Origin of the sequence: Bradyrhizobium sp. OAE829, from assembly GCF_040546575.1 — a bacterium.
GTDB lineage: Bacteria > Pseudomonadota > Alphaproteobacteria > Rhizobiales > Xanthobacteraceae > Bradyrhizobium.
This window is the reverse complement of sequence record NZ_JBEPOE010000001.1, coordinates 8,106,405-8,119,285: the sequence shown is the minus strand read 5'-3', so window position 1 is coordinate 8,119,285 and position 12,881 is coordinate 8,106,405. Positions and strand designations below refer to the sequence as shown.

Annotated in this window: 7 protein-coding genes and 3 pseudogenes; 2 read left to right on the top strand and 8 right to left on the bottom strand. The window is 61.2% G+C overall.

What is annotated here, in order from left to right; genetic code table 11:
- Positions 1–73: 73 nt before the first annotated feature.
- Positions 74–904, bottom strand: a complete 831-nt coding sequence (gene aroE / locus ABIE49_RS38500; protein ID WP_192739574.1) for a shikimate dehydrogenase — start codon at positions 902–904, stop codon at positions 74–76.
- Between the two features lie 212 nt (positions 905–1,116).
- On the opposite strand from aroE, the pseudogene ABIE49_RS38495 reads away from it, so the two are divergent.
- Positions 1,117–1,881, top strand: a pseudogene (locus ABIE49_RS38495) (IS5 family transposase).
- Between the two features lie 890 nt (positions 1,882–2,771).
- On the opposite strand, the gene ABIE49_RS38490 reads toward ABIE49_RS38495, so the two are convergent.
- The 7 genes and pseudogenes from ABIE49_RS38490 to ABIE49_RS38465 form a co-directional block, all read right to left on the bottom strand.
- Positions 2,772–3,530 carry an outer membrane protein gene (locus ABIE49_RS38490; protein ID WP_192739575.1) on the bottom strand — a complete coding sequence of 253 codons (759 nt, stop codon included), beginning with the start codon at positions 3,528–3,530 and terminating at the stop codon, positions 2,772–2,774.
- 560 nt (positions 3,531–4,090) lie between these two features.
- A pseudogene (locus ABIE49_RS38485) lies at positions 4,091–4,366 on the bottom strand (CoA-transferase); the annotation flags it as partial.
- A 431-nt stretch (positions 4,367–4,797) separates the two neighbouring features.
- Positions 4,798–4,890 (bottom strand): annotated as a pseudogene (locus tag ABIE49_RS40145) (RNA 2'-phosphotransferase); the annotation flags it as partial.
- Positions 4,891–5,014: 124 nt separating this feature from the next.
- Complete coding sequence (locus ABIE49_RS38480; RefSeq protein ID WP_210337505.1) at positions 5,015–6,850, bottom strand: cache domain-containing protein; 1,836 nt, start codon at positions 6,848–6,850, stop codon at positions 5,015–5,017.
- Positions 6,851–6,884: 34 nt separating this feature from the next.
- Positions 6,885–7,856: an ABC transporter substrate-binding protein gene (locus ABIE49_RS38475; RefSeq protein ID WP_192739576.1), complete on the bottom strand. Its 972-nt coding sequence runs from the start codon at positions 7,854–7,856 to the stop codon at positions 6,885–6,887.
- A gap of 141 nt (positions 7,857–7,997) precedes the next feature.
- Positions 7,998–8,858, bottom strand: a complete 861-nt coding sequence (locus ABIE49_RS38470; protein WP_192739577.1) for a tetratricopeptide repeat protein — start codon at positions 8,856–8,858, stop codon at positions 7,998–8,000.
- A 1-nt stretch (position 8,859) separates the two neighbouring features.
- Positions 8,860–9,558: a FecR family protein gene (locus ABIE49_RS38465; RefSeq protein WP_354067249.1), complete on the bottom strand. Its 699-nt coding sequence runs from the start codon at positions 9,556–9,558 to the stop codon at positions 8,860–8,862.
- A gap of 291 nt (positions 9,559–9,849) precedes the next feature.
- Between ABIE49_RS38465 and ABIE49_RS38460 the strand changes: the two genes are divergently transcribed.
- Positions 9,850–12,741: a VCBS domain-containing protein gene (locus ABIE49_RS38460; protein WP_192739578.1), complete on the top strand. Its 2,892-nt coding sequence runs from the start codon at positions 9,850–9,852 to the stop codon at positions 12,739–12,741.
- The last annotated feature ends 140 nt before the right edge of the window (positions 12,742–12,881 follow it).

Genomic DNA, 12,881 nt, shown 5'->3' with positions numbered 1-12,881 from the left:
GGAGCGTGGGAGGCGCAGCCGACCAACATCGGCTGACGATTTTTGCATGGGGCCCGAAGTTTCTCTGATTGGACTATTCGAGCGGCACGGTAAGTTTTTTAATTGTGGTCCTGGTGTCAGGACGGAGGCCACGCCACCACACAAACGCCTCCGCCGCCTGCTCGACCAGCATACCGACCCCGTCCGCAAGCCGCTTCACGCCGGCGTTCCGCGCCAGCCGGAGGAATGGCGTAAGGCCCTTTCCGTATAGCAACTCATAGGCAAGGCAGTCGTCGCCAAAGACCTCTGGGCTCATCGGCGGAAGCTCGCCGCGCAGGCTGGCAGAGGTTGCGTTCACGACTAGATCGAACCGGCCAAGTTTTTTGTCGGCGAGGGCCGAATAGCCGATGGCAGTAATCGGCCCATATTGCTTAAACTGACGCCCAAGCTCTTCCGCCTTAGTTGCGGTGCGGTTTACTATGACCAGCTCCGCCGGTCTCTGCTCGAGGAACGGCAGCACAACGCCGCGTGCTGCGCCTCCCGCGCCGAGCAGCGCCACCCGGCGCCCCTTCATCAAGCGGCCGAGATTGCGTGTGATATCGTTGGTAAGGCCGACGCCGTCGAAGTTCTCTCCGGTCACCCGATCTACCTCGAACTTCATCGCGTTGACGGCACCAGCGAGCCGGGCGCGCTCGTTAAGATCGGTGCAATACGCGAACGCGTCCAGTTTGAACGGCGCGGTGATGTTGAGACCTAGCCCCCCTGTGCGCCGAAACTTGGCCACCACTTCGTTGAAGCCGCCGATAGGAGCCTCAATCGCGACATAGTCGATATCCTGCCCCGTCTCTTTGGCGAAGCTGAGATGGATCAGCGGCGATTTGGTGTGGTCGATCGGATTGCCGACCACGGCATATTTGTCAGACATAAGTTGCTCCCTCACGCCTTTATCTCGTCGACGGCAGGCTCGGCGTACAGCACGCCTTCGCTGACCATTGTGTCGCTCTCCGCGCCTGCATACCTCTTCAAGTTCTACCGCCGCAATGTCCGCCTCGGGTCATTTTCGACGGTTTAAGCGGAGATTGTCGGCTGGCTGATTTCCGCTTCTAACCCATAAACGCTCAACTGGGACCTCGAATCATGCGGTACGAACTCGCCGATTATGAGTGGATTGTTATCAAGCCCATGCTGCCGAACAAGCCGCGTGGCATTCCTCGGGTTAATGACCATCGTGTCCTCAATGGCATCTTCTGGGTCTTGCGCTCTGCAGCACCTTGGCGTGATCTGCCCGAGATGTTTGGTCCGTACACCACATGCTACAACCGCTTCGTCCGTTGGCGGCGGGCTGGTGTTTGGGGCCGCATCATAGACGCACTTGCCGCTGCCCACGATGACGCTGTCCAAATGATCGACACCTCGATTGTCCGCGTGCATCAGCATGGAGCCTGCATCACTAGGAATCGGCGCCAATCGATGGGGAGATCCCGCGGCGGCTTGACGAGTAAAATCCACGCAGTGGTCGATAGGAATGGTTTGCCGGTACGGTTAGAGTTGAGTCCCGGCGAAGCACACGACGTTCGACTTGCTGGAAAACTGCTCTCGCGCCTGAAAGCCGGGTCAATGCTGCTTGCTGACCGTGGCTATGACGCCGACTGGATCAGAGAACTCGCTATGAAGAAGGGCGCCTGGGCCAACATCCCGCCAAAAAGCAATCGCACCGATCCGATCTGTTTCAGCCCCTATCTCTACCGGGCTCGCAACTAGGTCGAGCGGTTCTTCAACAGGATCAAACAATGTCGTCGTGTGGCGACGCGCTACGACAGGCTTGCGGGAAACTACCTTGCATTCGTCCAACTCGCATCTATTCGGCTCTGGCTAGCCGCGCGTTATGAGTCCACGTCCTAATCCTCAACAGACCGTCCGTCTTGGCCAGGCAGCCGCATAGCAAACAATGAGGAAAGTCAGTAGCCTCATTGGTCATTTCGTCAGCTTCGGGCCAAATGCACGAGGTGCGGACGCTACAAGCATGACAAATCAATCGTTCAAAGTAGCAGTAGTGTGGCGACGCAGAGGATGAGAATTGCCTGCCAGCCGGCCTTGACGGTTCGATTTGTCTTGCGAGAAGATCCGATACCAATTCTTGCCGGCGGGTGGTTGTCGTTGGCGGGAGGCCTGCCCGCTTGAAACAGTGCATAAGGGGTCTGAGGCGACCGACACATAGGCATGACGATGTCCTCCGGCGAGCATTCCGCTTTTGGAGTCTTGCCGTCAACCAGCCCCACGCCGATCCAGGGTGCGGTGATACAAATCAATTGGTAAGCAGCACTGATCAACTGTGTCGGGGCGGTTTGTTACCAGGCAGAATGAGCCGCCAACCAATTGTACAACGGTAACCGCTCGTTTCCTCACTTTGGGATGCAGAGCGTCCTAAGCGTCTCGTCAGAGCTTCGGGCCTTCGCGTACTCTATCAATGCCTGCCGGGCCGCGTCGCACCGCTCTGCACTGTTAAATTCCTGTGTCGTAATAACCGCGCCGTTCGCAACGCCAAGCCAACTAACGATGATTAGAACCTGGGGCATAGTATCCTCCTCACCGGGACAATGGATGCCGACGACGGACAGCAGATAGGCTATCCGGGCAGGACGCATCGTTGATGCGTCCGGCGCGTTGATCTGGGTCAAGCGCCGTTGACGGCCTTTTGTGGGACTCGCCAGGCAGCGGCAGCACCCATTCGCACTCAAAAAAAAGCCCCGGCAAGGTGCCGGGGCCAAGGCTTGCTGAAGACAAGCCCTTGATCAGTAGCGGGCCGCGACCGGCGCTCCGTAACCGCCGAAGCGGTAGTTGATGCGCAGGGTGACCATATCCACGTCCTGGGTGATCCGGTTGAGCGCTCCGGCAACAATCGGATTGGCGACCGAGAACGAATTGTTGGCATCGCCCATGAACAAATGGTCGTATTCAACACCGAACGACCAGTTCGGTGCGAAGCCATACTCGAGTCCAACACCCACGACGCCGCCCCACCGGGTCGCGCTGGCTGAGGCCAGTTCCGCGCCGGTAACCGTGCTCAGGATGCTGAAGCGGTTGCTCGTCACTGCCGCACCGCCCTTTACGTACAGCAGCGCGGCGTTCCAGGCGTAGCCGATCTGGCCGGTAAATAGGCCGATACCATCGGTCGAGGTACGGGTGGAGAACAGAGGATTGAGGATGCTGACGCGCTGGTTGCTGAGATCCGCCCAATCGCCCTGAGCTTCCAGGCCAAACACCCACTGATTGGCTTGCCAGCGATAGCCGATCTGGCCGCCGATCAGGCCCCCCGAGCGCTCGCGACAGCCATCGGCGAAGACGACGCCTGCCACATCAACGAAATCCCAACAATTGCGGCTCTGGCCCCAGCCGCCATTGGCGCCGATGTAAAAGCCGGTCCAGTCGTAAATCGGAACGATTACCGGCGCGGGTGGCCGTGCCTTGACGGCCATATCCGCAGCGGATGCGGGGGCGGCCATGCCGACCAAGGCTACAAGACCAACGGAAGCCAACAGAAAATTCTTCATTTTTCTCTCCATTTCCGTCGGCTTCTAATTTGTCCCCGCCAACGGTGGTTTGCTGCATTGATTCCAACTTGCACGTGAATCCTACGTACGTTGGGCCTAAGTGCCCGTGCCAAAATGGCAACACTCAAGGGCAATTGGCGCGCGGCACTTGACAGATTTTCGACTGGATTTCGCCGCAATTCATGTCGTGTGTTGATCATCGTGCATACGGCAAACGACATGAGTTCTGCTGGAGCTTGCGGTCATTCGATCTTCCCTGACTGCGTGTCAGGGGTTTGCGACGCGTCGCCGCTGCCTTGCTCCCGTCCTTCGTCAAGCCAGGACGGAATGTTTCCCGACGCGATAGCGCGTCTCGGCAAATGAGGAATGATCGTTCCGGCAGTCACGACCAAACCCTCGTCGAACTTGGCACGTGCGAAGCTCTTAGCTTCCATTTCGGTCTCGAATGTCTCCGTCGATCGAGACCGCCGGCTTCGGACCGCTGTACCTTTCCATGGGATTTCGAACGTCACATACCAAGCATGCTTCTTCATCTGGTAATTCCGACGAATCTGCCACCAAGCCTTCTCGAGGACAGAGCTTTTGCCGTCGACCTCGATCTTTCGTTTGCCCTCCTCGACCATGGCCGACGCCTGTCGGCGTTAGAGCGCCTCCCAGGCCACAGCCGCCAGCCCGAATGCGTTCCGCGAAGGCGAATAGTTTTCATTGCCGATGATGGAGAGCTCTGACTTTCTTTGCCTGACCAGTTCGTCCAGCAGGCGTTTCGGCGTCCTCACCCCCATGCCCCCACTGACCAACACGGTCGCGCCGTTGGGTATCCTCAGTTGTGCTTGCAGGCGCGTGACCGAGGGTAGAGCGGAGCCGGCATGAGGCCTTGATCTGTATCAAGCTTCCGCGTTGGGATAGGCATCGTCGCTTATTGGTCGTTGCGGCGTTCTACGCCAATCGACGACAGCATATCGTCCGACAGCTTGTGCACCTGCTCGTGGCGGCTCTCGACGGCCGAAGGTGTGACAGCGCCCGGGATACCGTTTCGAGCGGCAGTCGGGGCCGGGACTGCCCGAACAAGATGCATCGCAATCCGTTACGAACGCTGATCATCTTCCGAGTTGCTGCCAAACTCGCTACGAGCAAGTACGCCTCCGAGCGTTTAGCGGCACCTATCACGGGGTCATTGTTTAGCTGGTAAAGTGAACCCAACACCGGATTGAAGCGGGCCTCGAGCATTCGCAGTTTGAGGTTTGCTTCTCGCCCATCGGCGCGCGTCGCCCTGTTGATCCAGCACCAGACCTATCGAGTCAGGCTTGTGGCGGAGAACGAAGCTCAGGAATTTGCTGAGTTGGGTGGGATTAGAAGACATGGCGACGGGATATATCAAGCTGCCCGGATGAGCCAATGGTCGGCGCAGCGACGCTGATCAAGGGCTCCGCGAAATCCGCGCGCCGTTCCCGCATACTGCTGAACGCGCGGGCACAATGTCGAACTCATCCGATATTCGTCGAAGAAAGCTCTGGTACGGGTCTGCCAAATCCCGTCCCGACGGATGGAACGCAGGCAGGCTGGCGTTGACAGCCAAGATGCCGGACGGATGGATCGCTGCGAACAACGGCAAACACCTCAAGCGCATGATCGTAACCCTTGATCAGCTGCTTTCCGATCGAGGCCAGCGGGATGCGATCCCTCACCTGTTCGGTGATGACAGGGTCGACCAGTATCTCGGCGTCGTCAGCCAGACTGCAAAGCCGTGACGCCAGATTGACGACGTTTCCGATCGCCGTGTAGTCGAGGCGCCCGTGATAGCCGAGGGTGCCGACGGTCGCGGGTCCCATCGCGATGCCCACGCCGAAGCCCACGGTGCAGCCACCGGCGGACCAGTTGTTGGCAAGGGATTGCACCGCAGCCTGCATGTCGATCGCAAGCCTGATGCCGCAATGCGCCGGGTCCTCGCACCTGACCGGCGCGTTGACGAGAACCATCACGCCGTCACCGGCGAAGCGGATCAGCGTGGCGGCATGGCGGGCCGTGACGGCGCCAATGGCTTCATAATATTCCCTCAGCACGGCCAGAATGGCCTCGGGCTCGGCGCGGGCGGAAAACGCGGTGAAGCCGCGCAGATCGCCGAAAATCGCAACCACGTCACGGCGCTGTCCATCGAGCAGCCGCGGATCGGAGTGCTCCACCAGTTCGGCGACCTGTGGGGCAAGGAATTGCTTCAGGCGATTGATGCGCTCGGATTTCTGCTGTGATGCTCCCAGCTCTTCCGCCATCTGGTTGAATCGGACCGCCAATTGCTCAAGTTCGTCGCGGCTTTCGATCGCGATGCGATGATCGAGCTGTCCCATTCCGATCCGTTCCGCCCCCTCCTCGAGCTTGCGGATCGGCACCCACATCCGGGATGCACGCCAATAGGCGAGCACAAACGCAAAAACGGTTCCGACGGCGATGAACAGGAGGCAACGCCACAGCGTCGCGCGCATGGATTCAAACGCCTCTACGATCGGCTGCTGGGCAATCACGGTCCAACCCACATTCGCGGCAGGTACCGAGAGCGCGACAAAATCTCTTCCGTCATCGCCTGTGGTGACGACCGCCGATCCATTGGCAGCCGACACAACCGATTTGAGCCGGCTGAACTCGCCTGACCCCGCGCCACTGCGCAGCACCAGGCTGATGTCCGGGTGAGCAATCAGGCGCCCTGCGTCATCGACGACAAGGGCGTGGCCGGTGCTGCCGATCTTGATCGCCGCGATGACATCCCAGATCAGTTTCAAATTGATGTCGGCAACGACAACTCCGGCGGCCGCGCGGTTTCCCGCGACGGCGATCCGCATGTAGGGCTCTGAATCGCGCTGATATCGCACAGGACCGTACCAGACCCGGTTCGCGCGCGCCCCCACCACCGCGGGATCATCAGACATGTCCGTACCTCGACCGGTCCGGTTCAGACTCATCCTGGATACGAACACGCGTTCGGTGCCGGTCGGGTCAACCAGCGACACCGAAACGATCGCCGGCACCTGCTGCAGCAGCCGCAGCCCGTCGACCCTGCGCCGGTCGTCCTCGCCCTGGGTCCAGGGAAACTGCACGAGCCAGCCGAGCTGATCCCGTATGCCGTCGGTAAAGGTCTGGATCCGGTCGGCTGCAGCGCGGGCCTCGATCTGAAGCACTTCGTTGAGATGAAGGCGATGGTCGCGAAAGGCGAACCATGCCTGGATCACCGAGCCAAGTGTGAGCGGCACCACCACTGCGACAAACAGTGTGACGAAGTATTTGACGAACAGGGAGCGCCGCGGCCGGGTCACGCGGATGACGCCCGGCAACTGGAGCTCCACTTCACGATGCGATGTGCCGGCCTCATTCGATCACCTTGTTGGCGCGAAACAGGATGGAGGATTTGTCCAGGTCGATACCGAGCAGTTCAGCCGTCCGGAGATTGACGACCAGCTCGAATTTGGTGGGTTGCACAACAGGAAGCGTGGCGGGGCTTTCGCCGCGCAGGATCCGGTCGGCGTAGGTCGCAAGCGCGAAATAGGTCGCGCGCTGGTTCGCGCCATAGCTGATGAGCCCGCCAGCATCGCAATACTCGCTCCATCCGAACATCGAAGGCAGCCGATGCTTGATGGCGAGCTGGGCGATCTTGGCGCGGTGCACCAGCGTCAGAACATCCGGAAAAACAAGCAACCCATCCGGATGCGCGTCTCCCACCAGTCCAAGCGCGTGGTCCAGCTCGTTCGCGCCGGCAAAGGGAACATAGAGCAGCGTGATGCCGAGTTGCCGGGCGGCGTCCTGGGTCGCGCGCCACTCCGATTGTTCTCCCGGATGAAGACTGTTCGACAGGACCGCCAGGGTGCGCAGGGTCGGAAAGATTTCCTTCAGCAGCTCCACCCGCTTCCCCGCCACGTCAAGCGACAGGAAGGTCGAGCCGGTGAAATTGCCGCCGGGTTCTCCGAGGCTCTTGACGAGGCCGAGTGCCACCGGGTCGCCGCTCAGCGCAAACAGGACCGGAACATCCGTTACCTCCGTCAGCGCGCGGGTCGCCGGGCCGCTCGACACGGCAAGGTCGACGTTGCCGCGCCGGACGTTCGATACCACCTCGCGCAGTGCCTGCGGATTGCCGGGCGCGTAGTGTAATTCCAGGGCCACGTTCTTGCCCTCGACATAGCCCCGTGCGCGCAATCCTTCGCGGAACCCGTCGAGGAACGGGTCGGGCTGGGACCCGGTGGAAACCCAGAAAATGCGATAGACCCTTGTCGGATCATGAGCCAGTGCCGCGACCGGCCAAGCCATCGCAGCACCGACAAGCGTTATGAAATCTCTTCGTTTCATGCTGGCCACCATGGCCCAAACCGGCCTTCGAAGCTTCGAGCCGGCATTCAGATGAGCTGCAGATAACCTTGATTTTTCCCTTTTTTGGGCGGATCGGGGTACCGGGATGCGTCCTCGGCGAGCTTCCAAGCTGCGTCGTCCCTACTCCACGCCATAGTGCGTGAAGTGATCGCCGATGCTGGCCTGGATTGTCCTGGCCGCCGAGATATCGCCATCGCTGCCGGCCTTGTCGCCCTTCCTGAGCTTGGCAAGCCCGCGCCCATAGAGCGCGCTCGCCAGCTTCGGCTCGGTTCGCAGCGCAGAATCATAATCCACGATCGCCGCGTCGAGCTGGCCCATCTTCAGATGGACCAGCCCCCGCGAGTCGTACGTTTCGGCAATGTTGGGTCCCGCCTGAAGCGCCTTGTTGCAGTCCGCCAGCGCGGTTTCCAACGGCCCGAGGACAGCACGTGTCCAGCACCGCCCGCTCCATCCGGCCGCCAGATCGGGCTGAAGGCGAACCGCCTCGTCATAGTCCCGCGCCGCGCGATCGTACTCGTGCTTCTTCAGGTAGATTCCCGCACGGTTGACGAAGGCTCTGCCGTAGTTGGCATTGAGCTTGATCGCCTGATCGAGAGATTGGATGGCGAGGTCGTATTCGCCCTTTTTCAGGTACATTGCACCCCGGTTGTTGAACGGGCGGGCATCGCCTGGGTTGAGCTTGATCGCTTCATCGAAATTGGGGATGGCGCGGTCGTAGTCGCCCTTTGAGGCATAGGCATTGCCACGATTGTTGTGGGCGACAGCCAACGAGGCCGTCGTGAGTTGACCCGATCCGATAAGCGCCGTGCAAGCATTGATCCGGTGCTCAAGCGAGGCGCGGTGCGAACCGTTGCACAGCTCGAGATTCCCGAGATAGGTGTTGTTCTTCGGGTTCTGTGCCGCCGCCGGTGATCCGAACAGCAGCAAGGCGAGGATCGGCGCCAGGCCGAGGACAATGCGTCCGCTTGCGCTGGATTCCATGTCAGGCTTCCGGGTCCTGGAATAAGGGAATGTGCGGCCGACCGCCTAGCACCCCCGACAGATTTTCAGATTTGACCCGGGAGCCATTGGTTCGGATGGCGCCGCCGCCGGTCTCCCCGGGCTTTCGCACGACCTTGCTCTTGCCTTCTTCAATGAGTGTGGAAAACTTGAATGTCCCGTCGTCCGACATTTCGACGTGTGGCGTGGTGCCACGAATCCCCATTGTCGCGACCGGGGTATCGACCTTCATATCGCCGGTCTTCGCGACCTGGCCCGCAACAAACGTGAAGGTTCCCTTGGTCAGACTGAGCAAGGTCTTGTTGGACTTCCCGTTTGGGTCATACACGAACTCGCTCAAGGCCATGCGCGCGTTGCTCGACAGATTGAACGCGGTGCCATCCGTAAAGGTGATGCCGACCCGGCCGTCGGCGCCGGTCGCGACCACATCGCCCTCATAGACGATATCACCAACCTTCGCCTGACTGGCCAGGGCGTCGGCGCGAACCTGAATGACGGTCGCACCGGCGCGTTCGATGGTGACGGAACCTGTCGCGACGACGACTTTTCCAATCGGTTTGGATGCGACCTCCTGGACCGCGGGCGTCGCAGAACCGCGTTGCGCCTGAGCCGGGCCTGGGAAAGATCCGCCGATCGCCAGTGCGAAGCCCGTCAGCAAAACGGCAAGTGTGTGGTTGCACATGATCCGCCCTTCCCGAGCAAATTTCGTTCGTGTGGCCAACCGGTTCCTTGAACCGCTGGCCAGGGCAACAATGGATGCGATTAAATATTATGCCGGACCGGGTCGCTCCGCGCCACCTCCCCCAAAAGGAGTACCCCTTTTGCGCCGCGGGCCTTGTGCTGACTTTCCTAATCTCTCCAAAATGTTTGCGCTACTTTGGCACACAAGATTTCGACGGTCGGTCTTTGGCTGACCGCGCCAAATGTTTTCACCTGATTGCGCAACTGGTAGCGGCAGACCGGGGCGGAACTCATGCTCGCAGGGTCCCACGCCAAAACCGGGGACGATCGTGACGCGGCAGCGGAGCGGCTTCCCCGCGTCATCGGCAATGTTCAGACCGAAGCCCATGGCCGCCTCCCCGGCCAGGGGGCAACGAGCGATTGCCCGCATGCCGACAGGCCCTTTCCTGGCATTTCGGGCCGCACGCACGCCCGTTTCGGCATCCTGTGGCTCACAGCGCTGACCTTCTCCATGATGAAGGAAGCCGGAGCCGCGGACCCGAATGTCGTTTTCCTGGACGACGGCAACATAACCTACAAGGATCTGGAGCACGGAACCTTCGAGCTTGTGACCAAAGAGGCTATCCCGCGGCACTTCTTCGTTGAGGATCCCGGCGAAACAATCGTCCTGCGCCTCGAAGGATCCTCGCTCAATGTCAGCAAGGTCACAAATTCATCCTCGCGAATGGCGGAGTTGCAGGCAGCGCAGCAGGAAGCGCTCGCCACCCTTGCGAAAGGCATGGAGTCATCCGGGTCGAGCACACCTCCTTTGGTCGATCGGCTGCCGGTGCAACCGATCAACTTTATCGAGACTGACGTCCCCTCCCCCGCGGGGGGTTCGTTCCAGCCGCTGCCGGTGCCCAGCTTCCCTTCCACCCAAATTATTATCGCAGCCCGGCCGCCTGACCCACCGACGCTGAATGCCGTGACAGGGCCGACCGAAATCGACACCTCGGCGTTTGACACCTTCACTGCGACGAGCGGCACTTTCGTTGCCAGCAGTAGCAACGGCGCCACACTGACTTACGGCATCAGCGGCGGGACCGCCGGCAGCACGGTACTGGATGGGGAGACATTCGATGTCTCGCAGACGGGCCCTTTCGGCACGCTTTACGTCAACAGCACGACCGGCGATTACACTTTCGTTCCGGACAGTCACGCGATCAATGCGCTGACGCAGCCCACGACCACGAGCTTCACCGTCACGGTGTCTGAGGGCGCGCTCGCAGCCAGCCAGACCTTCACGATCAACATCAACGGCGCGAACGACGCGGCCATCATTTCAGGTGCCGCGACCGGTTCAACGGTCGAGGCCAGTGGCGTCGCCAACCGCGCGCTGGGCACGCCGACCGTGACCGGCACGCTCACCAACACCGACGTCGACAATCCACACGATACCTTCACGGCGATCGAGACGCCCACTGCAAGCGCGGGCGGCTACGGCAGCTTCGCCATAACGGCGAATGGCGAGTGGACCTACACGCTCGACGAGACCAACAGCGCGGTGCAGGCGCTGAATGTCGGCGGCACACTGACCGACACCTTCACCGTGACCACCGTCGACGGCACCGCCAAATTGGTCACGGTCACCATCCAGGGCGCCAACGACGCGGCCGTCATTTCCGGCGCCACGGCCGGCGCGGTCATCGAGGCGGGCAGCGCCGGGCGCGGCACGCCGAGCGCGACCGGCACGCTGACGGCCGCCGATGTCGACAACACGCCGAACAGCTTCACGCCGGTCGACTCGCCGACCGAGAGCACGGGCGGCCATGGCACCTACACATTGACCGCGGACGGCGTGTGGACCTACGCAGTCGACGATTGCGACCACGCGGTGCAGGCGCTCAACGTCGGGAAGACGCTGATCGACACTTTCACCGTGACCACCATCGACGGCACACCGCAGGTGGTGACGGTCGAGATCCAGGGAGCGAACGACGCGGCCGTCATCTACGGCACCACTACCGGGTCGGTGACCGAGGCCGGGCACCATGAACACGGGAAATCGACCGCGTGCGGCACACTCACCAACACCGACATCGACAATACGCCCAATACCTTTACGGCCGTCGGCGAGCCGACCGTGAGCGCGGGGGGCTATGGCACCTTCACCATGACGACGGATGGCAAGTGGACCTACACGGTCGACGACACCAACGGCGCGGTGCAGGCGCTCAATAGCTGCGACACGCTCTGCGACAGCTTCACGGTCACAACCATCGACGGTACCTCCCAGGTGGTGAAGGTCACCATCCAGGGCGCCAACGACCCGGCCGTCATTTCCGGCGCCACAGCCGGAAGCGTGGTCGAGGCTGCTTGTCATGACCACGGCACGCCGGTCGCCTGCGGCACGCTCACCAGCACCGACGTCGACAATACGCCCAATGCCTTCACGCCGGTTTGCTGGCCGGAGGCGAGCGCGGGCGGCTACGGCAGCTTCACCATGACGGCGGCAGGGGTGTGGACCTACACGCTCGACAATTCGAACTGTACCGTGCAGGCGCTCAACAGCTGCGACACCCTTTGCGACAGCTTTACCGTCACAACCATCGACGGTACCGCCCAGGTGGTGAAGGTCACCATCCAGGGCGCCAACGACCCGGCCGTCATCTACGGCACCACCGCCGGGTGTGTGGTCGAGGCTGCTTGTGATGATCAAGGCAAGCCGGTCGCCTGCGGCACGCTCGAGAACACCGACGTCGACAATGCGCCAAATGCCTTCACGCCGGTTTGCTGGCCGGAGGCGAGCGCTGGCGGCTATGGCAGCTTCACAATGACGGCGGCCGGCGTGTGGACCTACACGCTCGACAACGCCAACTGCACCGTGGACGCGCTCAATAGCTGCGACACCCTTTGCGACAGCTTCACGGTCACCACCATCGACGGCACCGCCCAGGTGGTGAAGATCACCATCCAGGGCGCCAACGACGGTTTCGAATTCAAGGCTTCGGCCGCCGGCGACTCATTCCAGTTCAACGACGGGATTTCCGGCGTCGGCGGCTCAAGCATCATCGATCCCTTTGATGTGGATTTTGCCCAAGCGGCAATCAGCCCGAGCGAAGATGTCGCAGGAACCAGCAGTTTCGCTCTCGAACCGTTGGCGAGCGCCGTCGCTTTTCATGCGCCGCACGACCTGATGGTGTGACGGCTTTCGAAACCGTGGCGCCCGAGGGCGCGAAACAAACAGTCAGCAAACACTTATCCCGTATATCGCTGCGCTGATGCAGGCAGCTCGCTGCGTGCGCCTTCCGAAGAAACCAACGTCTCCGAAAGGCGCTGCAGGAC